Annotated in this window: 21 protein-coding genes and 1 pseudogene; 16 read left to right on the top strand and 6 right to left on the bottom strand. The window is 42.4% G+C overall.

Translation table 11 applies throughout. The features are described from left to right. From KWJ01_RS04625 to KWJ01_RS04595, 7 genes are all read left to right on the top strand, one after another. Positions 1-813 (top strand): hypothetical protein (locus KWJ01_RS04625; RefSeq protein WP_224995252.1); only part of this gene is annotated, 813 nt, incomplete at its 5' end. 702 nt (positions 814-1,515) lie between these two features. After that, positions 1,516-2,097: a Crp/Fnr family transcriptional regulator gene (locus KWJ01_RS04620; RefSeq protein ID WP_224995251.1), complete on the top strand. Its 582-nt coding sequence runs from the start codon at positions 1,516-1,518 to the stop codon at positions 2,095-2,097. Positions 2,098-2,231: 134 nt separating this feature from the next. Next, positions 2,232-3,125, top strand: coding sequence for a pirin family protein (locus tag KWJ01_RS04615; protein WP_224995250.1), 894 nt, complete (start codon positions 2,232-2,234; stop codon positions 3,123-3,125). Between the two features lie 145 nt (positions 3,126-3,270). Further along, entirely contained in the window at positions 3,271-3,867 is a 597-nt protein-coding gene (locus tag KWJ01_RS04610; RefSeq protein WP_224995249.1) for an NADPH-dependent F420 reductase, read from the top strand. Between the two features lie 349 nt (positions 3,868-4,216). Further along, positions 4,217-4,516 carry a GNAT family N-acetyltransferase gene (locus KWJ01_RS04605; RefSeq protein WP_224995248.1) on the top strand — a complete coding sequence of 100 codons (300 nt, stop codon included), beginning with the start codon at positions 4,217-4,219 and terminating at the stop codon, positions 4,514-4,516. 328 nt (positions 4,517-4,844) lie between these two features. After that, positions 4,845-5,027: an N-acetyltransferase gene (locus KWJ01_RS28265; protein WP_224995247.1), complete on the top strand. Its 183-nt coding sequence runs from the start codon at positions 4,845-4,847 to the stop codon at positions 5,025-5,027. 56 nt (positions 5,028-5,083) lie between these two features. Further along, the gene (locus KWJ01_RS04595; RefSeq protein WP_224995246.1) at positions 5,084-6,724 is read left to right on the top strand and encodes an FAD-dependent oxidoreductase; all 1,641 of its coding nucleotides are present in this window, start codon (positions 5,084-5,086) and stop codon (positions 6,722-6,724) included. Positions 6,725-7,003: 279 nt separating this feature from the next. Here the strand turns inward: KWJ01_RS04595 and KWJ01_RS27935 are convergent. Continuing rightward, positions 7,004-7,867, bottom strand: a pseudogene (locus tag KWJ01_RS27935) (flavin monoamine oxidase family protein). A 153-nt stretch (positions 7,868-8,020) separates the two neighbouring features. Here KWJ01_RS27935 and KWJ01_RS04580 point away from each other — a divergent pair. The 8 genes from KWJ01_RS04580 to KWJ01_RS04545 all read left to right on the top strand — a co-directional run bounded on the left by KWJ01_RS04580 (position 8,021) and on the right by KWJ01_RS04545 (position 16,019). Further along, positions 8,021-8,353 (top strand): hypothetical protein, encoded by a 333-nt coding sequence (locus tag KWJ01_RS04580; protein ID WP_224995244.1) that lies wholly within the window; start codon positions 8,021-8,023, stop codon positions 8,351-8,353. A gap of 598 nt (positions 8,354-8,951) precedes the next feature. Further along, positions 8,952-9,329, top strand: a complete 378-nt coding sequence (locus KWJ01_RS04575; RefSeq protein WP_224995243.1) for an alpha/beta fold hydrolase — start codon at positions 8,952-8,954, stop codon at positions 9,327-9,329. A gap of 143 nt (positions 9,330-9,472) precedes the next feature. Further along, positions 9,473-9,745 carry an alpha/beta fold hydrolase gene (locus KWJ01_RS04570; RefSeq protein WP_224995242.1) on the top strand — a complete coding sequence of 91 codons (273 nt, stop codon included), beginning with the start codon at positions 9,473-9,475 and terminating at the stop codon, positions 9,743-9,745. A gap of 102 nt (positions 9,746-9,847) precedes the next feature. Next, positions 9,848-10,849, top strand: coding sequence for an aldo/keto reductase (locus KWJ01_RS04565; protein ID WP_224995241.1), 1,002 nt, complete (start codon positions 9,848-9,850; stop codon positions 10,847-10,849). 141 nt (positions 10,850-10,990) lie between these two features. Next, positions 10,991-12,250 carry an FAD-binding protein gene (locus tag KWJ01_RS04560; protein ID WP_224995240.1) on the top strand — a complete coding sequence of 420 codons (1,260 nt, stop codon included), beginning with the start codon at positions 10,991-10,993 and terminating at the stop codon, positions 12,248-12,250. A 126-nt stretch (positions 12,251-12,376) separates the two neighbouring features. Then, positions 12,377-13,435 carry an SDR family oxidoreductase gene (locus KWJ01_RS04555; protein WP_224995239.1) on the top strand — a complete coding sequence of 353 codons (1,059 nt, stop codon included), beginning with the start codon at positions 12,377-12,379 and terminating at the stop codon, positions 13,433-13,435. A 33-nt stretch (positions 13,436-13,468) separates the two neighbouring features. After that, a complete protein-coding gene (locus KWJ01_RS04550; RefSeq protein ID WP_224995238.1) occupies positions 13,469-14,611 on the top strand; it encodes an aldo/keto reductase in 1,143 nt (380 codons plus the stop codon). A 394-nt stretch (positions 14,612-15,005) separates the two neighbouring features. Next, entirely contained in the window at positions 15,006-16,019 is a 1,014-nt protein-coding gene (locus KWJ01_RS04545) for a zinc-binding alcohol dehydrogenase family protein (RefSeq protein WP_224995237.1), read from the top strand. Between the two features lie 39 nt (positions 16,020-16,058). Here KWJ01_RS04545 and KWJ01_RS27930 read toward each other — a convergent pair whose 3' ends face one another. Then, positions 16,059-16,511, bottom strand: a complete 453-nt coding sequence (locus tag KWJ01_RS27930) for an integrase core domain-containing protein (RefSeq protein WP_370634650.1) — start codon at positions 16,509-16,511, stop codon at positions 16,059-16,061. Next, the gene (locus tag KWJ01_RS28260; RefSeq protein ID WP_224995236.1) at positions 16,493-16,603 is read right to left on the bottom strand and encodes a DUF4113 domain-containing protein; all 111 of its coding nucleotides are present in this window, start codon (positions 16,601-16,603) and stop codon (positions 16,493-16,495) included. The genes KWJ01_RS27930 and KWJ01_RS28260 overlap by 19 nt, the downstream gene beginning before the upstream one ends. Positions 16,604-16,844: 241 nt before the next feature. Here KWJ01_RS28260 and KWJ01_RS04530 point away from each other — a divergent pair, with 241 nt between their 5' ends. Next, a complete protein-coding gene (locus KWJ01_RS04530) occupies positions 16,845-19,199 on the top strand; it encodes a hypothetical protein (protein WP_224995235.1) in 2,355 nt (784 codons plus the stop codon). 522 nt (positions 19,200-19,721) lie between these two features. Here the strand turns inward: KWJ01_RS04530 and KWJ01_RS04525 are convergent. The 3 genes from KWJ01_RS04525 to KWJ01_RS04515 are packed head-to-tail and all read right to left on the bottom strand — an operon-like array spanning position 19,722 to position 22,644. Then, a complete protein-coding gene (locus KWJ01_RS04525) occupies positions 19,722-20,123 on the bottom strand; it encodes a response regulator (RefSeq protein WP_224995234.1) in 402 nt (133 codons plus the stop codon). 15 nt (positions 20,124-20,138) lie between these two features. Further along, positions 20,139-21,470, bottom strand: a complete 1,332-nt coding sequence (locus KWJ01_RS04520; protein WP_224995233.1) for an ATP-binding protein — start codon at positions 21,468-21,470, stop codon at positions 20,139-20,141. 10 nt (positions 21,471-21,480) lie between these two features. Continuing rightward, positions 21,481-22,644, bottom strand: coding sequence for an FIST signal transduction protein (locus KWJ01_RS04515; RefSeq protein ID WP_224995232.1), 1,164 nt, complete (start codon positions 22,642-22,644; stop codon positions 21,481-21,483). Positions 22,645-22,900: the final 256 nt, after the last annotated feature.

Here is a 22,900-nt window from a genome sequence, read left to right as displayed (position 1 = left end):
GTGTCAGAGGCTCCGGAAAACGTTATACAGGTGTTCAAGGAGGCTGGCATGAATCCGTTGGATCATGAATTAACAGCAATCGAAAAAAGCAAGGTAGAAAAAGCCTTCGCTGCTTTACCTCCCCTACACCAGAAAATTCTAAAAAGGCATTTACACAGCATCAGCTTCATGAATAATATGCCCAATACGGCGCTCACATCACCTGTAGAAACAGCAGATTCTATTCGTATGTATAACATTACTTTTCGGGCAGGAATACTTAACGAGACAATTTCGGAATGGGCTACCCAGAAAGAATATTCCTGTTATGATCAATCCGAAAATCAAGGTTACCAAATTGAAATAGAAGCAGGTGGATTAGATGCTTTTTTATATGTCTTATTGCACGAGGCTACACATGTCGTGGATGCAGTTTTGGAAATTACCCCGCACCCTCAAGATAACGAAGCACTCGTTAAGCAAACTTTATTCACCAAAGATATTTGGTACAAAATGAACGTACCAACCAAAAATTCTACCGATTCATTGCTGGAAAAAACCCGATTCCGAAGTGGTCAAAAGGTCCCATTAACATTAGCGCCTGATATTTATAAAAAGCTCGGTAAAACACCCTTTGCATCTTTATATGGAATGGCAAGCTGGTTTGAAGATATTGCTGAGCTTGTCAGTATATATCATCTTACAAAAAAGATGAATCAGCCTTTCAACATTATAATTAAAAAGAATAACAATGAGATATTTAGGTTTGAACCAATGAAGAACAAACTGGTAAAAAAAAGACTCCGTTACCTAAAAATATTCTATCAGGCATGAACCTAACAGGGCTATGGACGTGAAGTAAAACCACTTCGACCTTAAGGCCATATTTAGCATATGGCAAACAGCAGGGCCCGACCGATCATAAATTCCAGTTAAACGGAAAGCAAATGCAGGAAGATGCTGGGCTGATCTGGAATGAATATGAATAATGGTGAAATAAACATGAAGTAAGACTGTGTTCTGATATTTCCAAAGCGATTCGAACAACAAACATGTCAGTAGTTCATTTAAATATCGATGTTCTCAAGATGGTTGCCTCATCATTATCCAGGCTTTGTAATCTACTTACTACCTATCATGGATAGCGTTCTCATCATTCTTCTAATTTTTTTATCTGAGAATGTCTGGATCCAACATGGGCCATTGTTCATGAAAAAGAATTCTTAGCCTTAAAAATTATGATCAAATCTGTACCCTACGCATTATTAATGAGGCATAATCTATTGCTATTTAGAATTATTAATACAAAAAAGTACATTCTATATCGGTATAAATAAATTGCATCATATAAGCAAAGAGTCTGTATTACAATTATCCATCTAAACTAATTTGAATGAACAGGGATTCAGTTTTAGTCTTATTTGTACTCCAAAACTGTATCAAAGGCCTTTTCAACATGGGGTCGAAACTTTGAATTGATCAAAACTTGATAACTGCACGCTTGCTATCTATATTTGGATAGCACTGATATGACCCATGCAAGCCTTACGCTCTTATATTGACCAGTATACCTCGACTACTATTTCAGATGCTGATTTTGCGCAGATATTAGCCGCTTTTGTAGTAAAGAAACTAAGAAAAAGGCAATACCTGCTGCAGGAGGGTGAGGTTTGTAAATATTATGCTTTTGTTGAAAAAGGAGCTTTGCGGCAGTATACCGTTGATGATAAAGGAACTGAGCACATCGTGCATTTTGCAGTTGAAAACTGGTGGACTGGTGATCGGGAAAGCTTTATAATGCTCACCCCTTCCAGGTATAATATCGATGCTCTGGAGGATTCTCAGCTTCTACTGATAACCCAGGCTGGATTGCAACATCTTTTATCACAGGTACCATCCTTCTCATTAATGGTTCGGGAGCTTGATCAGCGTAATTACATTGCTACTCAAAAAAGATTACACTCTTCTATTAGCCATACGGCGCAGGAACGTTATGAGGAACTCATGCGTATTCATCCAGATTTCCTGCAGCGCTTCCCCCAGCACATGCTTGCCTCCTACCTGGGAATATCCCCTGAAACCCTTAGCCGCTTGCGGCAGAAAGTGTTCCGTGAATAGGCTATCACCTCACCCTCTTTATTATTGACTTTTGTCAAGGACGCTTCTTGTTAAATGTCAACGAAAAGAGGCTTGCTGCCCCTCTATTTTTGTATTGTCAGGTCAACAAATTCTTTACAAAACAAAAATAGATCATGGAAAAGAAAATCATCACTAGCACCAAGGGAACAAGAGCAAAGGTTGCTCATCTGGAAGTAAACCGCTTACTTCCCAACCGGTATACGCAGGCAGTAGGACCTTTTGTATTTCTGGATCACCTACTCCCTGCAGAACAGGCACCTAAAATCCCACAGGCACCTACAGGAGAATTTGCACACCCTCACCGGGGCATTGCTACCTTCACCTATTTATTTAGCGGCTCATTAGAACATTACGACAGTAATGGCGGGCATGGAATTGTTGAAGCCGGAGGAGCCCAATGGATGAAAGCGGGAAACGGTGTTATTCATGACGAAAATCCAAGTCTACAATTTCAGCTGGAGGGAGGCACCTTACACGCGCTACAATTCTGGATAAACCTACCTGCCAAAAACAAAGCAGAATCTCCGGAATACCTGGCTTTACATCCCCATATCATACCCCAGTTGATATTACCGAATTATGCAGGTACCCTGCGCATTATCATAGGCAGTTTCGAAGATAAAACCTCACCTGTCAAAACTTATTCACAGCAGTTCCTTTACCACCTTCAGTTGAAAGCCGGAGCTTCATTTACTTTAGATACCAGGGCTGGTTGGGAATACGCAGCTTTTATTCCCCAGGGCGAAGTCATCAGTAACAGTAGCCGGTATGGTAACAGTGAGCTGGTGGTTTTTGGCTCCGATGAAGCCCCTGTTAGCTTCATCAATCCAGGGGCTACAGTGACTGACATAATGCTATTCGGAGGTGAACCCTACTGGGAGCCTGTGGTGGCGCAAGGGCCTTTCATCATGAACAGCCGTCTGGAAATAGCCGAAGCTTACGAAGATTACTTTGCTGGCAAGTACGGACAGATCGAGTATGAAGCCACGGCAGAACCACAGGCCTAGTGCTAATCCTGAAATGAATACCCATCTATAACCTTAGCGTTTTTCTGTATAAAAGGAGTCTATATCTCTTTGACCCCTGCCTAAGTTCCTGTACTTAGGCAGGCTAAATAAAAATAACAGTCTATTACACTAATACACAACAATCATGGAAATAGGAATCATAGGAGCGGGTGGCATTGGCCAGGCATTTGCTAAACATATGGCGAAAGCCGGATACGAAGTACTACTCAGTAACAGCCGTGGACCGGAATCCTTGACAAGCGTAGCGGAACAATTGGGGGTAAATGTAAAAGCGGCAACCCTTGAAGAAGCAGCTCAAGCAGAACTAACTTTTATTTCTGTTCCCTGGAGCAAGGTTGAAGAAGTATTAAAAGGTTTGCCATCATTTAAGCATAGAATAGTGATAGATGCGACCAATCCCATTCTTCCAGGCTTTAAAAAGGCAGATCTTGGTAAAAAAACATCCAGCCAAGTAGTTGCAGAACTACTGCCTGGCGCCAAAGTAGTCAAAGCATTCAATACCCTCCTACGGGAAGTTTTGGACGCAGACCCTAATGAAGGTGGTGGAAACAGGGTTCTTTTTTATTCAGGTGATGATGTGGATGCGAAAAAGGTAGTGGGTGAAATGATCAGAAAAGCAGGCTTTTTCGGCATTGACCTGGGTGATTTAGCAACTGGCGGAAGATTACAATCATTCCCCGGAGGACCCCTTTCAACCCTAAATCTGGTAAAATCTGATTAGGCAAATTAAGTATCATGTAAAGCCTGATTTAATAGGCAGTTGATTCTAGTCTGACTTTTAGTATAGGTTAGGAAATCCAATTAAGATTTTGTTAAGTAGTAGCAGATTCAATGGAAATTTATAAATTAACTTGGCTGCTGTACAATCCCCTGCCGCAGACTAAGGAATGGTTTGCTGCTGTGAATTGGATTCTTATTTACCAGATTTTTTTGACCTCTAAAGTTAACTGGAAGGTAAAATTTTATACAGCTTCCTGGCAGGAGTTCGGTTCTACCGCCACTTCTACAACTTTAATGCACAACGCACTTCGAAACTTGAATATCTTTTATTTCATTTTAAATTTCAGACTATGAAAGAGCTCCTGATGGATAGCTTTTACCACTCCACCGATCATAAAGGAGGATCATTCTTTTATGAAGAAAACGGCAGAAGGCTGGCTGAACTGAATTACATACGAGCTGGAGATCGTCAAATAATTATCGATCACACCACTGTAGATGATTCCTTAAAAGGCCAGGGAATCGGCAAAAGGCTACTTTCCAATTTAGTCATCTTTGTTAGGGAAAATCAGATCCGGGTTATACCGCTATGCCCTTTTGCTACTGCAACTTTTCGCAAAATCCATGAATGGCAGGATGTACTTGCTTAACCTATTAATTTTTCCTGAATAATTAATAGTTACTTTTTATACTGTTGCATCAAGGCCTGCTGAATAGAAAAACTGGCAATATGGGTAGCTCATGGAAATAAGGATCGGAGTAAAATGATATGCCTGTAGAGGTAGAGGCTTTAACAATTCTTTTAAAATATTAAAATAATCGAAAATGGAAGAGTTAAAACTACAGATGAACAGTAATGGCCGGGGCTCTTTTATTTTTATGGAGTAAAGGGAAAAGTTGGGTGTGATGGAGATAGGAATAGCCGGGGAGAATTTAACCGTTCATCATACCGAAATATAAAGAACTAACAGGGGTATCATGGCGATACATGGCATTGGCCTTAAACTTATCGATGCCATGATTGGCTATGCCAGAGAGCAACAACTAAAAGTAATTCCTCTTTGTCCATATGTAGATGAACAGTTCAAAAAACACCCTGATTTATATCAGCATGTTTGGAATAAAAGCTTCAACTCGCAAAGGGATAAATGCTGTCAGTAGCCTGGTGTTGAGCCACATGAAACCTTACAAATAGAAACATCAAAACACCATTGAATATGAAAGAACCTGACCTATCTCCAAAACTATCTAAAGAACAAATTGAGGTAATCTCCATGTATGGCAAGATTCGGCATGCCATGATTGGTGAAAGTCTGATAAAAGTTGGAGATAGGAACCACGACTTATTTGTGGTGCTGGAAGGTGCCATTGCGATATCAGATGACCATAATAATGAACTGGGGATTCACCTGCCCGGAGAATTTACAGGAAATAGCGACAGTCTTTCAGCGCGTACAGCCATTTTTAATGCCTTCGCTCAAACTAATGCTGTGGTGCTCCAGATACCTAATCAACAACTAAAAGAAATTATTGCCAGTGACCAGGAATTGAGTAAAGTGCTGCTGCGCACATTTTTGTTAAGAAGAGCTCATGAACTGGAGACAAATGTGGGTGCCATAAAACTCCTAGGCTCCAGGTATTGCGCCAAAACTTTTAAGTTAAGGGAGTTTCTGTCCAAGAACCACATCATTTATTCTTGGATAGATCTTGAGAAAGACGACATTTCCAACACTCTCCTTGCTCAGTTTGGAATTGATGTTGAAGAAACCCCTATCATTATCGCAAAAGATGAAAAGATTTTTAAAAATCCGTCGATAGAAGAAATAGCTGAGGTACTAGGGTTGTTATCTGTTCTTAATGAAGAAGTTTATGATGTAATAGTAGTGGGTGCAGGACCTGCGGGTTTAGCAGCCAGTGTATATGCTTCTTCCGAAGGACTTAAGGTCATCACCATTGACAACATTGGCCCTGGTGGCCAGGCAGGTGCCAGTTCAAAAATTGAGAACTATCTGGGCTTTCCTACTGGTATTTCCGGTAGCGAACTTGCCAATAATGCCTACATCCAGGCCCAGAAGTTTGGGTGCCATGTTTCCATCCCCCGAAAAGCAAAGGCGCTACGATTTAAGAACAATTGCTTTCATCTTGAACTGGATTCGGAAACCGTCATCAAGGGAAGTACGGTAATTGCAGCTACCGGAGCCAGGTACCGCAAACTGCCACTTGAAAATTTGCCATTGTTTGAAGGCAGGGGTGTATATTATGGCGCAGGAAATATGGAGGCCCAGACTATTTCAGGAAAAGAAATTATGATAGTGGGAGGCGGCAATTCTGCTGGCCAGGCAGCTATCTTTCTTGCTACCAAATCTTCGCAGGTTCACCTGGTTATTAGAGGAGAAAACCTGCAAAAATCCATGTCAACCTACCTGATTAGCCGCATTATGAATAACCCGAATATAAGATTGCATACCCATTCAGAAATAATAGCACTGGAGGGAGGTAATTGGTTAAGAGAGGTAATTCTTGGAAATAACATATCAAAGCAAAGCACAACCTATCCTGTCTCTGATCTGTTCCTCTTCCTGGGAGCTATACCCTGTTCGGAATGGCTGACTGATGTTACCTGTTTAGACAAAAGAGGCTTTGTGTATACAGGAAGAGACATTCCTGAAGAAGGCCTGAAACAATACAATTGGCCGCATCGCTGGCCTCCTCAATCGCTCGAAACCTGTTTACCGGGTTTATTTGCCGTTGGTGATATTCGAAGTGGATCGGTAAAGAGAGTTGCTTCTGCTGTTGGAGAAGGGTCTATGGCGGTTAGCCAAGTGCATTCTTTCCTGAGCAGAAACAGAATTTTTTAAACGGTTTCAGCTAATCAAAGCTTCTCGGTAAATCTATCTTTTATCAAGAATCCATTGATAAAAGATAGATTTAAAATGATCACAGCAGCCGAAAAAGCAAATTCGGGTCTAACAGATCAACTAAACTTTTAAAATAATTTTGTACCCCATTTGCAACTCAACATATACGTAAAACTCTAAAACATTAAGCATTATAACATTAAATTACATTCTGTATCAGTAAACAGTTATATATTAAATTTTAAAGTTATATCTAAGCAGTATCCTAACGAGATCGTATTAAGCATCGAAGGAATTCACCTGCTTAAGCACCTTACTGGCTGCTGATAGGCCACTATGCACTGCGCCATCCAGATAACCACCAAAATAGGGAGCGGTTTCAGTACCTGCAAGCTGTATTTTGCCGCTCATAAGCGGGCGTGCATATAAGGGGTGGCCATTATGCTGGTGAGGCATACCATACTTCCTGTAATCTGTATAGGTAAAGGCCTCCCCCTTCCACAGCTTTTCTGTATACGAAAGGTAACCTGAGGCCTCTTTACCCAAAAGTCTTGTCTGCTGCGCAATGACTTCAGCCTCTCGTTCTTCTCTGCTTAGCGCATAAGCTTCTGCAGAAAGAAAGCCTTTCAGGGCATAATGGGTTTCTTCAAAATTGCAATGGTCATGGATCTCCTGTGCAATGCCAACATGACTGAATACGACACCAGCATATCCCTGCCGCCTCCAAAAAGGCTCCTGCTAGGCTACAGCAAACTTGACTGCCTCTCCCATCCAGGTAAGAGTATTGCCCATGATATGAGCGATATCAGCAGGCAGTGGCGGATCAAAAGCTATCTTGTGTGAAACAATCAGAAAGGGTGGTCTGGTGATGATCAAATTTTTGCAGCTAGACACCTCTCCTTCCAAGCTTTTTACTTCAATATGATCTTTATAATCCGAGACCTGAGTGATTGTAGATCCCAGCACCAGCTGCTCATTTCCAATTCTTTCAAGCAGTGTTTCAACTAGCCTTGAAGTGCCTCCTGCAATTCTATAGGAAGGTTCGCCTGTAGAAGGCATCTGAAACAGCTGTGTTTCTTCAGATAAGCTGTTTTCAAATATGCCTACTCCTTTTTGATACTGGGTAAAAAATTGGAGATCCAATTATCGGCACAAGCATCACGGCAAGATTAGAATAATGCAAAATGCTTGAAAAAGTTACACAGAACCCCTCATTAACAATTTGATAAAGCACATAGCATATATGCTTATTTTCAGATTGTTAATTTTGGATAAATTCATAAATTACTCCTTCAAATGAACAACACCTCTACAGATGCCCTGGAGCTGCTTACCGGAATAATACAAATCAACAAAGAATACTACCAGCTTTTGCATGAAGAACCCCAGCAAGAGCATTTTGCTTACTTCCTAGCGTCACTTCCGGAAGATCTTCAATCTTATTATCTTAAAAAAGGATTTAAGGCAAGCAAGCAAAGCACATTATTCATTCGATTCATTTTAGAATATGCTGGTATCCCTATGGACTCCTTTCTTAAAGAGCGGCTCGATATAGTAGGATATAGATTGTGGCAGGAGCAGGACAGCTATCAGGAAACCTTACTAAAACAAATAAGAAAGTCTGCCTGATTATTTGAAATCCACTTAGCTTATCACAGAGTTGACAAAATACTGCTTTACCCAATCAATATCGGCGTCATCTTTGTGAAATCCCTCCTCCTCTACGAAAAAGCCCTTAGATTCATTTCTAAGGGCTTTTTCGTTTATCTGGGGTACACATAAGGGTACACTTCAAAAGTTTAGATTTTAATGAGGTCTATAATAAAGCATAATCATCTCTAATCAGCTGGTTAACATCTATCATAACCATCTTTCGGTTATATTAAAATTACTCACTCATTTCAGTTCTCTTTGCACAGGAGGAAAGGGGTATTAGCCTTTTGAAGGCTTTATTGCTCTAGTGTCAATAACAAAGCATAAACTGACATGTTGCAACAACAAATAGAATGAATTTAGACTTTATGCTTAACAGAAAAATAATTATCCTGCTCCTTGTATGCTTCCCTCTCCTGGTCTTTGCCCAGAAAAAGGAACTGCAGAAGCTTGATCCACCCTCAGTAATTACCAATACCCTTTTGGAGTGAAGTACCTGGATCTGAATATCCAGCACCAGTCGATGAAGATGGCTTACATGGACGTCATGCCACAAAACTAGAATGGTAAAAACGTGGTGCTGCTGCATGGTAAAAACTTTAACGGTGCTTACTGGGAAACTACAGTCAGGGAATTGACTAAAAGCGGTTTTCGTGTGGTGTTGCCAGACCAAATTGGATTTGGGAAGTCTACCAAACCCCAGAACTTCCAGTACAGTTTTCAGCAGCTGGCCGATAATACCAAAGCTTTACTCGATACATTGGGAATTGCTAAAACAGCCGTATTGGAGCACTCGATGGGCGGCATGCTTGCTACCCGGTTTGCCCTGATGTATCCGCAGGTTACAGAGAAGCTGATTCTGGAAAACCCGATAAGCCTGGAAGATTATAAGCGTTTTGTGCCCTACCTGCCAGTGGACTGGTGGTATAAAAATGAGCTGGACCAGAACTAGGTGAAAATTAAACAATACCAGCTCACCAGTTACTATGATGAAAAAGGAAACCCGAGTACGACAAATGGGTAAACCTGCTGGCCGGCTGGACGCTCAGCGAAGACTATCCGCTTATCGCCTGGAATTCAGCCTTAACCTATGACATGATTTTTACACAGCCCGTTGTGTATGAATTTCAGTACTTACAAAGCCCTACCCTGCTCATAATCGGAACCAGAGACAGAACAGCGCTTGGCAAACCTCTAGCACCTGAAAACGTTCGTAATACAATGGGCCAGTATCAGGAACTCGGAAAAAAAACACAGGAAAAAATTCCGAATGCCCGCCTGGTGGAGCTAGAAAACATTGGTCATTTGCCACACATCGAATCATTTGACCGGTTTATAAAGCCGCTGCTGACGTTCCTGAAAGAATAAATTTAACATAGTTATTTACACGCTACCTGGCTTGCAGGCATAGCACAGACAGGCAACTACAAAACTTAAACAAACAACAAAGCAACCTACAAAAACAAAAAAATGAAAAAAAAAAGATTAGGTAAATCAGACGTAATGGTAACGCCTATGGCCTTTGGTGCCTGGGCAATTGGTGGCTGGATGTGGGGCGGCGCCGAAGAGCAGGCAGCTGTCCGTGCCATAAAAGCTGCTTACCATTCCGGTATCACCACCATCGATACAGCACCTGTTTATGGCTTTGGCCGCAGCGAAGAACTTGTAGGCAAAGCTATGGAAGGGGTTTCGCGCGACAAGTACGAGATATTAACCAAGTTCGGGATGAACTGGCAGACAGAGCAGGGCGAATACTTCTTCGATTCTGTAGATAACGACGGCAAGCCTTTTAAGATGTACAAATGGGCGTCTAAAGAAAAAATAATGCAGGAATGCGAAACGAGCCTTCGTCTCCTAAAAACGGACTATATCGACCTGTACCAGATTCACTGGCCGGACAATACCACGCCCATCAGCGAAACATTTGAGGCGGTGCAGCGCCTGATTGAGCAGGGCAAAATCAGGGCCGCCGGTGTTTGCAACTATAACGCAGACCAGGTTGCCGAAGCCCTGGAAACAATACAACTAGCTTCGAACCAGGTGCCTTACTCTATGATTAACCGTGGCATTGAAAAAGACGTTATCCCGCAGGCCATGGAAAGGGGCTTAGGCATAATTCCATACAGCCCGCTGCAACGCGGTTTGCTGACAGGTAAAATTAAACCAGGGCACCAGTTTAACGAGGGCGATACCCGCGATGGCAACCTTTTCTACACCGATGAAAACATCATCCGGGCGCATAAACTGTTGGAGGAAATTAAACCGATTGCCGAAAAACACAACGCCACCCTGGCGCAAATGGTCATCAACTGGACCATCCATCGTCCGGGTGTAGCCTGCGTATTGGTAGGCGCCCGAGACGAACAGCAGGTTGCAGACAATGCAAAAGCGCTGGAGTTCAGTCTGTCTGCAGAAGAACTCGACAGCATTACCGCTGCTGCCGATAAATTCAGTCCTGCACCGTTAAGCTAACCCTAACAATTCAGAAAAAGAGCAGGCACTACCCGGTCCTGTTCTTTTTCTTTTCAGGAAGCCTGAAACGAAATCATTACACACAGTGGCCATAGCCTTTTGGCTTCACCTTCCTGTAATCAGAAAGTATAAAACTTTAACATGGAAAACACGAACTGGGCTAAAAACCTGACCTACAGCACCGATAAAGTACATTACCCTGACACCATTGAACAGGTGCAGGAGCTTGTAACGAAGTGTGGCAAACTCCGGGCATTAGGTTCCCGCCACTCCTTTAACACCATTGCCGACAGCACCGAAAATCAGGTTTCGCTGAAACATCTGAATAAGGTAATATCGCTGGACAGGGCAGCACAGACAGTAACCATAGAAGGCGGCATGCGTTATGGCGAACTGGCTCCCTATCTTCAGGAAAACAGCTATGCCCTGCACAATTTGGCTTCGTTACCCCATATTTCGGTTGCAGGTGCCTGCGCTACGGCTACACATGGTTCGGGTGTAAACAGCAGTAGCCTGGCCAGTGTAGTTTCTGCCCTGGAATTTGTGAATGCAGCAGGCGATATTATTTCCCTGTCCGGAGAAAAAGACGGGGAAGTGTTTAAAGGTGCGGTTGTAAACCTTGGCGCCCTGGGCGTAGTAACACAGTTAACCCTCGATCTGCAGCCTTCCTTCGACATGAAACAGGTAGTTTACCGCAACCTGCCCATGCAGGAGCTAAAGGATAATTTTCTGGCGATTATGTCCGACGGCTATAGCGTAAGCCTTTTTACCACCTGGCAAAACAAAAACATCAATCAGGTATGGATCAAGCAGGTGGATGGCGGAAGTTCATCTGGTGCAGCTTCTGATATGTACGGTGCAACGCCTGCCACGCAGAATATGCATCCGCTGGAGGAGTTATCAGCGGAGCATGCAACAGAACAAATGGGGGTAACAGGTCTCTGGTACGAACGCCTGCCCCATTTTAAAATGGGCTTCATGCCCAGTGCGGGCAAAGAGCTGCAGTCGGAATACTTTGTGCCCGTTGAGCATTCCTACGACGCCTTAATGGCGATAGAGCAACTGCACAAAAAGGTGTCGCCGCACCTCTTTGTGTCCGAAATTCGGATTATTGCCGGCGATGATTTATGGATGAGCCCTTTTTACCAGCGGGCAAGTATCGCTTTTCATTTTACCTGGAAACAGGAATGGGAGGCGGTAAAGCAATTACTTCCCCTAATTGAAAAAGCTCTGGCACCATACAAGCCGCTGCCACACTGGGGAAAGCTGTTCACCATGGAGCCTGCTGTACTGCGGAGCCGCTTACAAAAGCCGGAAGATTTCAAACAACTTATTCACCAGTACGACCCACATGGAAAATTCCGCAACAGCTTTCTGCAGGAGATGCTTTTTAGCAGCTGAAGGCTCCTTCCCTGAAACCACTTTAGCTGCTATCGGTTGAAAGAAGCAGGAATTAACTGAAGGAGAGGCTATGGTGGAACCGGCAGACCCCAACTTCAGGAATATATAGTAAAAACAAACAGCCCTATGAGCAGCAAAAAAACAGCTTTAGTTACCGGAGGCAACGGCATTATTGGCAGTAATCTGGCACGGTACCTCATACAAACCGGCAACTGGGATGTCATCATTACTTCCCGTTCTGGCCTGCATTATGAAACTTCTGCAAAGTTTGTGGCAATGGACCTGACCAACCCCAAAGGGGTAGAAGCTAAAGCAGAAGAGCTGAAGTCGGTAACGCATGTGTTTTTTGGCTCTTATGTTGAGAAGCAAAACCTGGCAGAACAAACCAGCGTCAACCTTGCACTTATTCAAAACCTCGTAACCGGTATCGAACAGGTAGCCCCGGGCTTTGAACACATCACGTTCATTCAGGGCGGAAAAGCTTATGGTGCGCACCTGGGCATTTACAAAACGCCGGCTAAGGAAACCGACCTGCGCAGCTTTCCTCCTAACTTTTACTATAGCCAGGAAGACTTCCTGCGCAAGGCCTCGCAGGGCAAAAAGTGGAACTGGACAGCCCTGCGGCCGGATATTGTAATAGGTTTCACCATCGGGAATCCCATGAACCTCTCTAACCTGATTGCAGTCTATGCCAGCATGTGCAGGGAGCTGGGCGTAGCCATGCGTTTTCCGGGAACTCCAAAAGCATATAAAGTATTGGTGAATGTAACCGGCGTTGATGTGCTTTCCGAAAGCATGGAATGGGCAGCCCTGAACGAAAACACCCGAAACGAAATATTCAACATCACGAACGGCGATGTATTCCGCTGGGAGCAGGCCTGGAAAAAATTTGGTGATTTTTTCGGTGTAGAAACAGACGAACCACAAACATTCCCGCTGCAGGAGTATATGGCCGACAAAGAACCGCTATGGAACGAAATGGTGAAGAAATACCAACTGGCGCCTTACTCCCTTAACCAGCTGGTGCAGTGGGCCTTTGGTGACTTTATCTTCAACACCGAGTACGATGCCTTCATGGATGTGAACAAAGCCAGACGCTTTGGATTCCACGAAATGCATACCGACAGCATCGAATACATGCTGGGCACGTTTCAGACGCTTAAAGATAAAAAGATTATTCCCTGATTATCTGTTTACCTAAAAACACAATATTAAAAAATGCTATCAAGACGAAATTTCATATCTAAGGCTGCCTTAACAACTGCAGCCGCAACCTTCGCCCCTGCCCTGACCTCCGCGATTGGCGCTGTGCAAGGGAGCAGTGGAGCAACTTTACAGTACAATCCCGAATCTCATAATGCCCTCGCAGGCTACAGGCTTCCTGCCAGCTTCGGCCTTGGAGGGGTAGCAGCAGGAAATGCTTTTCATATTAACAGCAACGAAGAGATTGAAAATGCGATGGAAGCTGCCTGGAACGGCGGTGTGCGTTACTTTGATACTTCCCCTTTTTATGGCTACGGACTGAGCGAACGCAGGATGGGACTTTTCCTTTATGGAAAAAACAGGGAAGACTATATTCTTTCCACCAAAATAGGCCGCGTTTTTGAGCCAGACCCTGATTTCAGGATTAACCAGGAGGACATTTGGAAAGGTAAGCTCAACTTTAAGTACAGGTACGACTACTCAGCCGATGGTGTGCGTAAATCGGTAGAAGACAGCTTACAGCGCCTGGGCCTTGCCAGCATCGATATCATATATATTCACGACCTGTCGCCCGATAATGGCGAAATGGGAGAACAGTGGACAGATTACTTTGAGCAGGCCCGTAAAGGTGCCATGCCCGAACTTACCCGCATGCGTGAAGAAGGCATCATCAAAGCCTGGGGAATGGGTGTAAACAGGATTGAACCCATCTTAAAAACGCTAGAAGTGGCCGACCCTGACATTATGCTTTCTGCCACCCAGTACTCCCTGATAGAGCACGAAGATGCCCTGAACCGGCTGTTCCCGGCCTGTGAGAAAAAGAATGTGCCAATTGTTTCGGGCGCCCCGCTCAATTCAGGCTTCCTTGCAGGGAAGGAGCGCTACAACTATAGCAACAATATTCCGGAGAAGTACATCGCCAAACGCAATAAGCTAACAGAAATTGCCAAGAAGCATAATGTGGATTTGCGCACAGCCGCCCTGCAGTTTTGTGCAGCTCCCACCATCGTCACGGCTGTTATACCGGGAGCAAGCAACGGGCAACAGGCGGCAGCCAACGTGGCTTCCATGGAAGCCATTATCCCGAAGGCTTTCTGGCAGGAACTGAAAAAAGAAAAACTGATAGCTGCTAATGCGCCTGAACCCAAAGCAAATTAATGCCTGCTCTGGGTTCTGGATGTGCATTTTACGTGGTAAGGGTGGAGTTAACACCTGAATCCAGATTTTATAGATGGCTGCTTTCACCTCCAGCGGAGAGGCTTTGCGCTTTTAAAAATGGCCAGGTTAAGCATCTCGGATAAAGGTGAGCAACCTTTTCCTTACCTACCATGTCCGACAAGATTTTTTGATATGAAACCATCAAAATTTTACTATTACGAAAATTGCAAAGCAGCACTGTTGATGGCTCTGCGATCAGTTTGGGAAACATTTTTCTCCTCAAGGAACTTCCGTAAATTTATAACGACAGTTTCCTAAACGATGTATCAATACAGGTCACAAGCGTTAGTGGAAGCCGTTTTCAGAAAGAATACAAAAACAAAGGAACAGATTTATGAAAGCAATTGGATTTAAGATGTCATTACCCATTGATGAAGCAGATAGCTTTATTGAGTTTGATAGTGAGATACCAACGGCCCAAGGAAAAGACCTTTTAGTAAAAGTTGAAGCTATTTCTGTCAACCCTGTTGATTATAAAATCAGAAAAAACAGCCTTAAAGATAAGCAACAGGATACTCCGAAGATAATTGGTTGGGATGCAATCGGCACAGTAGAGGCTACGGGCGATGAAGTTGCACTCTTTAAAAAAGGTGATAGGGTATTTTATGCTGGAGATCTTACAAGAGATGGCTCTAACCAACAATATCAGTTGGTAGATGAACGTATTGTAGGATTTGCACCAAAGAATATCAGCATTGAACAAGCTGCTGCCATGCCCCTTACTTCACTTACTGCTTATGAGATGTTTTTCGACCACTTTAAATTAAGTCCGGAAATAGACAAAGGCAAAACCATTCTGATTATTGGAGGTGCAGGCGGTGTTGGCTCGATTGGCATTCAACTAGCCAAAAAGATTTTAGGGTTAACCGTTATAGCGACTGCTTCGAGAGACATTACAATTGAGTGGTGCAAAAAAATGGGAGCAGACCACGTAGTCAACCACAAAAATCTTGTTAGTGAGATTAAAAATATTGGCTTTGAGCAGGTGGATTATATTGTAGACTTTGTAAACCTGAACGAGTATTGGGATGCGATAGTGGAACTCATAAAGCCGCAGGGAAAGGTAGGTTCTATTAGTGACCCGACAGAACCTGTACGGTTGAATCAGCTAAAAAGAAAGAGTGTTAGTTTTTATTGGGAGCTGATGTTTACCCGTTCTATTTATCAAACAGATGACATGATAGAGCAACACCATATTTTAAACAAGATCGCTCAACTGCTCGATAATGGCATATTACAACCAACACTAAATACCACAATTGAAGGCTTGACTGCCGAAAACATCAAAGAAGCTCATCGTTTATTAGAAAGCGGCAAAACAATCGGCAAAGTTGTAATAAAATATTAATAACTATAGCTTGTCCCGTTTGAAATAAGTTGACAGGTTTTATGATATTACCTGTGACCCTAATCTAGTGAAGATTAGGGTTTCTTCATGCTGTACCTGTTGAGGTGTTTTGTAGTCAAGGCTCAGGTGAGGCCTTAGGTGTCGTAGTCCCAGAGAGTTAAGCCATATTATTTTTTTTTGCCATTGGAAAAAATAGTTATTTCTGGCATGGACGGTTTCCTTCTTTTGCTGATATTGATGTTGTATCTGCTCTTGGGTCGGAATGATAGCTTTCACCTCTAAGTATTTTTCCCAAGGAGTTTTACCATGGAGGGATGAGTGTAGCCGTTCCTGGTTGTAGAAGTTCTCCCATTGGGCCGAGGCCTGCTGCCAATCTAGCTGTGGATCTTTTTTATCTAGCAGGGAATAGAATTCTGCTTTATCTGTTTGCTGTGACCGTTCCACTTTACCATTCAGGTGAGGGCTGCGAGGTTTTATGGGGCGGAATTTGATGAAGTTTTCAGCCGTAACTTCCAGATCCTGCCAAAGCCCTGTGCCGCCAGCTGCACCTTCTCCCTTCCCAGCTGCACCTTTAGCTTATCCACCGCTGCATCAGTTCATCCTTCTTCTCCCTGTGGAAGAGATCCTGCTGCACCTGTTCCCGGGGTACTATGCCGGAGACAATCACACCAGCTTTCTTGTACTGCTAGGCTTCTCTATTCCCTCTTTCTTCACTATCAAGGCATTATGACAAGAAATGTGGAAAAATACCTACTTCCGGGTAAGAAGTATGTAAGATTTAAAGATTAAGTTTGATATTAAGTCCACAGCATTTTTCCATACACTATGTACCGTCGCATAATCTTTATCTTATTTCTGGTGTTGGCTTTCTCATGTCAAGATGAAGCCCCGGATGATATTACTACTACTGGCCCAAAAGAAAAGCCAATACCAGAAAGCATGCAATACCTAGAGGGTACGGTTGCGAAAGAATTCAATATGAATGGCGCAAAAGTTTATAGCCTTCATGATTCAGCAGTGGTTCAGGATGGAAGCTTCCGGTTGCTTGTCAAGAAAGATTCCGAAGGTCAGATTTTTATTACAGATGTAACTGGTGAGAAAGTACTGGCTCTTGTCAACATAAAGCCTCAAGTATTGAAGCTAACAGTGGATGCTGAAAAAGTGAGCCATGGGCTACTTGACTTGCTGCCAAACTATGTCATGCTAGATGAAGAACAGCAAAATAATACTTTGGACGTTGATATAGCAAAGTCAGAACAATTCCTAACGTTGATTAAAGCTGTAACTGATGTGATGGCTGCGGGTAAGGATATCTATGACATGAAACATGAAGACCTTCTTCAAGCTATAGTGTCCTTGAACAGCCATATAGGTAAGGAATATTTCCCAGCAATTGATGAGGGAGGACGCTTATCCGATTCCGAACCAAACAACATTCAAAGTTGGCTTTATAGAGGAGGAAATGCAGGCAAACCCTATCTTTACAACCCTATATGGAGTCATGCTGAAGTGAACTTCAAAGCAATTTCAAGTCTTTCTTCCAATGAACTTGTAACAATGCCTCTAGACCCACGAGAATATTATATCAGTGATGAGTTTCAAGAGAAAGTATCCTTATCCAGCCTTACCGATGACTGCTTTGAGGTGAAAGTAACCCAATCAAGCCAGGCAGTTAAAAATAAGAATATAATTCGCCTTACAGGGGGACTAATCTCATTAACGATGGGTAAAATAATGGGTATGATGGATGGTGACGCAGTTGGAGCAGCGTGTGCCTACGATATGGCGGAAAATATTAGTAGTGAGTTACATAGTCAGTTCTTTAGTCAATTTGAAAAAGATGGAGACACAGGAGTATCAGAATTAGTTTCTTTAGGGGTAAATGTAAGTTTAAGTGCAGGGTTTAACTTTCTGAACTCTGATAAGTGCCACAAAATAAGTGGTGGTGTGTTGCTCAAAAGGTTTCTAGGAAGAAGAATTAGGGCAATCATAGAAGTAATAACAAAAGTTAATTCTTTGAAAGACAATGTACTTACCGACTATGCTACTTTCCGCCATTCAATTGTTGCTCTTGTAGAACCCGTAGAATTAACAGAAAAGATGCAGCTGCACGATAGTAAACTCAAGGAGGCTTGTGTGGAGGTTGTTAAAGATGGTACACTTAAAGTCGAGTATAGTGCTGGAGAGAAAATTCATCCTAGCATCAAGCTGATACCTCAATCTCAATATGCAGAATGGGAAAAAGCAGGTTTCAAAGTTAATTGGAAAGTAGACGCTGGAAACGGCAGTGTAAGTTTAGCTGGTATCAAAGTCAATGAAACAAAGACTGATCCTGAAGGAAAGGCAATCGTAGAATGGACATTACCCGAGGAAAAAACTGAGGAAGCTGTTCTTACAGCTGAAGTTAAAGACAAAGAAGGAGATCATATAGCAGGTAGTCCCATTAAGTTCAAAGTCAAGGTAGAAGATCATATTAAATTCTATGAGCTTGAAATAACCAATTATAGATCAGATTATTCTTTACTAAAGCCGGTTTTTACTTTGAAGCCGAATGATAAAATAAAATTACCTAATAGATTATTAGAAATGGTGCGTTTAAAATACAAGGGGACATATGTAAAAGTAGGTCCCTATGGTTTAGATGCAACTAATCATTATTTAAAATTAGATAAGTACCCTGTTGATGCAGATGACCATTATGTTGGTAAATATATTATAAGTATTAAGGATGTGACAAATAATCGAGAAGTAAGGTTTCCTATTGATCTAACACTTAATAATGAAATCTACCGAGGAATGGTGGGTAAGACTATAACAGCAGATATTCCCCGCTATGGATACAAGAACGCTAAAATAACCTTAAATACAGATCTAACTGCTACTCTTACCACTGAAAATGGTTATGTAGTCAAGGGTAGTTATGTATTGAATCACGGACATACTCACAGCCATATTTATGCAGACTGTCCTTCACTTGGTCCTGAATTTGGTCCAGTGGTAGATAAACGAATTGTTGGATATGTTTACTTTGGGGAGGCTTTTGGTGGAGTCTTTTATTCTGTAGATTATGTTGTGCTCTTTGAAGATGGTTCTTTAGGAGGTAGGCCCGATCTAGGTGTTTGTTCAGCTCCAGATGACAGTTATAAAGGTTCAATTACAATCAATGAATATCGGTTTTAAAGGGGGTGTAATCTCAGTTGTTGTACTGAACAGCTGGTGCTTTAAGCTGGAGTTCCCCAAAAAGACGGAGGGTTAGAAAAGGTTATGCAGCAGCTGCATAATGATTGATATTTTCGTATTCATTTGGGCTAATGTAGCCCAGAGAGAAGGCAGTGTTTTAGGAACTGTGTAAATGAAGGTTCGGGATGAAAAATCACGGACCTTTTTTATTAACTTTTATAACAGTTCCAAAGCTATGATTTCGAAAGAAGACTTTTTGAATGCGGAGTTTTTGCGGACGCCGCGCGGAAACAGTTCAAGGACTCTGGTGAGTTTGCCTCTTTTATGGAAGAGCTTTATGTGTCGTAGTCCCAGAGAGTTAAGCCATATTATTTTTTTTTCTGCCATTGGAAAAATTAGCTATTTCGAGCACGGATGGTTTCTTTCTTTTGCTGGGATAGTCAAGACTTTACCTGACAGATGATCCTTGAAACATCAACTGAACGATTACTCCTTTATCTTCCATACAAGGGAATATGCACACTAGCGAATATGTTCTTCCAAGATATTATATAATGTTTCTTCCAGCAGCGGTTTTGTTAGATAATTGGTAACTCCTGCATTTTTTGCCTGCTCAATATCTTTTGGGTTGAGCGATGTAGTGAGCATTACGATCTTCAAAGAAGATTTACCAGGAAAATCCATTTCTTGGTAAGCTTCTAGAAATGCAAAGCCATCCATTACAGGCATATTGACGTCCAGCAGAATTAATTCTGGAAAATGCGCTGGTTGTTTCAATAGGCCTTGTAACAAATCAATGGCTTCTTTACCATTACGCGCTTGAAAAAGCTTTTCTGTTACATCCATCTCTGTAATCAGCATTTCATTGATGATGTTAGTCGTCTCATCATCATCTATCAAAAGGACGGCCTTTAATCTCTTCATTTTTAAAATTATTTATCACTTTAAGGATGAGTTATGGCTTTTAAAGTAAACTAGAAAAGTTGATCCTTCATTCAGTTTACTATGTACCACTATCTTACCCTTGGCATTCTCAATGATTTTCTTGACAATGTATAAACCTATTCCCGAACCTTCCACATGGTCGTGCAGGCGCTTGAACATGGAGTATATTTTATCTTCGTTGGACAGGTCCAATCCAAGCCCATTGTCCTCTATGGAGAGCACCTGATGTTCTCCTTCAAAATAACAACTGATCCGTATCTTTAACCTCCGCTCAGGTGAACGGTACTTGATAGCATTAGATAGTAAGTTATAAACGATGCTTCGAGCATTCTTTGCAGAAAAATGAATAGAGGGGCAATTATTAAGTTCCAAATCAATAATTGCATTTGCCTGCTCTATTTGATAGACCAGGTCGGCGCTCACTTCACTGATGACTTGAGAAAGATCGACCTGTGATAGGTCTTCTCCTAGGCCCTCTTTTTGGATCTTGGTAATTTGGGTCAGATCGTTGATGGTCCGCTTGAAGCGTTCAATGGAATGGGTAATTAATCCTGAAAGCTTTTGAATAACAGGCGCTTGTCTACTTTCAGGACTAAGGTTTCTCATCATGGCGATCATCAAACCCTCAATATTGGAAATAGGAGCTTTCAAGTCATGGGAGGCTGTATAAATAAAATTATCCAGGTCGGCATTGATACTAAGTAGCTTTTGATTAGCCTCATGCAACTCCTCTAGTCCGGCCATCACTTCTTCATGAGAGGCCCTTAGTTCTTCATTGGCAGCTGCAAGCTCATTATTTTGCTGCTTGGTAAGCTGTAAAAGGTCTGAGTTTTCCTTAATGACCTCCATGAGGCTCTGGCGGGTAGCATCAAGGGTAATGGTTAATCTTTCTGCCTTTTCGGCTAGCCTTGCACTATGCATTGATCTGCTTTCTGCCAAATGCGCCAGTTGCTCCTGCTTTAGTAGAGGAGCTGTAATGTTCAGTATTTTCGTTAGCAGAGCAAGGTCTTTATCTCCAGGACACCCCCCTATCAAAACGGCAATGGCCCCATCAACTCCCCGAACAGCCACAGCCGGACATGTTTCATCCCGATAAGGGACATGCCCTTTATAAATAACGTCTTCACTGCTTTTGAGGAAGCTTTGCCAGCTCTTGCTACCCGGTAAAGTTTGTGGAAAGCCTATCCCAGGAAGAAGAACGTTCAACTCAGGATCTTTAAGAAAAATAATAAGGTCTTCGGCATTTAGCAGGACTGAAATTTTTCTTGCTGTTTCCAGTCTGTTCTCCCGGTTTGTAAAATGTACAAGATAATCTAACCAATCCATTCTGATTCCCTTATTCCGGGATCACACATACTACTGCAGTACAATTGTGGAAACCACTAAACTGACCATTCACCCGGGCTATTTGACCATACGTATTACAGCCTGCATAATTTGTATCTCCCAGGATACTTTTTACCTGCTCCAGTTCATGTATGAACTGATTTCCCATTCTAAGGCGTGTAGCTACACAATCAAAAAACAAAGCTACACTTGGCTTACTGCCTTTTAAGCTATCAATTGCCATGGCAGTAGCCTGCTCAGCAGCATGTTTAGCTGCTTCAGGTTCAATAGCCATAAACGAAATGATTGATCCGACTGGAATATCAGATGCACAGGCGATGGAGCCGTCTTGCTGTGAGGCAAGTGGTACCCTCAGTTTGAACCCTTGCTCAGTTTCTATTCCTAAAAGATTATGAAGAAAAAAAGGAATTGGATCGTTGAAATCCAACGACTGCCCGGTAGCATCTGCATACTCCTTAAATACCTCTGCTGCAGGAGCCCCGTTCAGGCTTATTATCCGCATTCCCTCTGAGGCGGTAACCCGCATCTTTTCTCCAACTGGCTTCCATCCATGTTTAACTCCTAAGCCCAACGGCTTTTTAGACAGAATTTCTAAAATAACAGCAGCATCTGATAACGCTTCCTCACCCAAAAACACATGGGTTTTTTGAAAGTTTGCATTATCGCCTGCACCTCCTCCAAAAAACTGGTAGGTACCTGTCTTTTCCGTTAGCATATCGATGATCTCATCAGTATGCCCGGATAATGCATCTGCCAGTACTAGGCCTGACTGAAATGGATAGTCAAACTTATTTAAGCCTTTCAGAGGTGAAAGAAGCTCCTGTACTACCTGACTGCGGCTGCTTTTAATGCCAGTGCCTACACCTGCAGAAAAGACCATGTCGGTAGAGTAAATAACGACCGCACTGGCTGAATCCGTTTCAAAATCGGCAGAGGTGAATTCACCTGCTGAAGAACAGCCAATCAGAATTTCAGGTGTACAGTTCCGATTTATGGATTGGAGTAGTACTTCATAATTATAGGCTGAGGAAGCAAACAGAATAAATACACTTGGCAACTGCCCATTAAGTGCTTTTAGCGCTTGTGTGGCCAATTCCCTTCCGGCTTCTTCACTTGACTTTTTGCTGGTAAAAACAACAGTAGATGTGGTCATTGTCAAAAATGGATCTGGATAGAATTATTCATTTACTTAATGTTACTATTTCTTAATTAAAAAACTCTTAGTGTTTTATCTAAGCATAAATACATTAAAATCAAGCCTTGTTAAAAAACCAACAAATTCCAAATTTGGCTTTCCATACAATGTAGTTGATTACAACCTCCCCCAAAAATTCCTTATCTATTTTTTTAGGTTTATCTTCAGTAACACAAATCAACATTACCCCAGCAGGGTTCAGGGCTACAGGCAG

The sequence above is a fragment of the Cesiribacter sp. SM1 genome (assembly GCF_020178975.1).
GTDB lineage: Bacteria > Bacteroidota > Bacteroidia > Cytophagales > Cyclobacteriaceae > Cesiribacter.
This window is presented reverse-complemented; position numbering and strand designations above follow the sequence as displayed.

What these genes read in the sequence shown, in the direction of transcription:
- KWJ01_RS04595 (WP_224995246.1), top strand. Translation starts at nt 5,084, where the DNA reads ATGAAAGAACCTGACCTATCTCCAAAACTATCTAAAGAACAAATTGAG.
- KWJ01_RS04550 (WP_224995238.1), top strand. Translation starts at nt 13,469, where the DNA reads ATGCTATCAAGACGAAATTTCATATCTAAGGCTGCCTTAACAACTGCA.
- KWJ01_RS04620 (WP_224995251.1), top strand. Translation starts at nt 1,516, where the DNA reads ATGCAAGCCTTACGCTCTTATATTGACCAGTATACCTCGACTACTATT.
- KWJ01_RS04615 (WP_224995250.1), top strand. Translation starts at nt 2,232, where the DNA reads ATGGAAAAGAAAATCATCACTAGCACCAAGGGAACAAGAGCAAAGGTT.
- KWJ01_RS04580 (WP_224995244.1), top strand. Translation starts at nt 8,021, where the DNA reads ATGAACAACACCTCTACAGATGCCCTGGAGCTGCTTACCGGAATAATA.
- KWJ01_RS04610 (WP_224995249.1), top strand. Translation starts at nt 3,271, where the DNA reads ATGGAAATAGGAATCATAGGAGCGGGTGGCATTGGCCAGGCATTTGCT.
- KWJ01_RS04565 (WP_224995241.1), top strand. Translation starts at nt 9,848, where the DNA reads ATGAAAAAAAAAAGATTAGGTAAATCAGACGTAATGGTAACGCCTATG.
- KWJ01_RS04530 (WP_224995235.1), top strand. Translation starts at nt 16,845, where the DNA reads ATGTACCGTCGCATAATCTTTATCTTATTTCTGGTGTTGGCTTTCTCA.
- KWJ01_RS04515 (WP_224995232.1), bottom strand. Translation starts at nt 22,644, where the DNA reads ATGACCACATCTACTGTTGTTTTTACCAGCAAAAAGTCAAGTGAAGAA.
- KWJ01_RS04560 (WP_224995240.1), top strand. Translation starts at nt 10,991, where the DNA reads ATGGAAAACACGAACTGGGCTAAAAACCTGACCTACAGCACCGATAAA.
- KWJ01_RS04525 (WP_224995234.1), bottom strand. Translation starts at nt 20,123, where the DNA reads ATGAAGAGATTAAAGGCCGTCCTTTTGATAGATGATGATGAGACGACT.
- KWJ01_RS28265 (WP_224995247.1), top strand. Translation starts at nt 4,845, where the DNA reads ATGGCGATACATGGCATTGGCCTTAAACTTATCGATGCCATGATTGGC.
- KWJ01_RS04605 (WP_224995248.1), top strand. Translation starts at nt 4,217, where the DNA reads ATGAAAGAGCTCCTGATGGATAGCTTTTACCACTCCACCGATCATAAA.
- KWJ01_RS04555 (WP_224995239.1), top strand. Translation starts at nt 12,377, where the DNA reads ATGAGCAGCAAAAAAACAGCTTTAGTTACCGGAGGCAACGGCATTATT.
- KWJ01_RS04570 (WP_224995242.1), top strand. Translation starts at nt 9,473, where the DNA reads ATGATTTTTACACAGCCCGTTGTGTATGAATTTCAGTACTTACAAAGC.
- KWJ01_RS04545 (WP_224995237.1), top strand. Translation starts at nt 15,006, where the DNA reads ATGAAAGCAATTGGATTTAAGATGTCATTACCCATTGATGAAGCAGAT.
- KWJ01_RS04520 (WP_224995233.1), bottom strand. Translation starts at nt 21,470, where the DNA reads ATGGATTGGTTAGATTATCTTGTACATTTTACAAACCGGGAGAACAGA.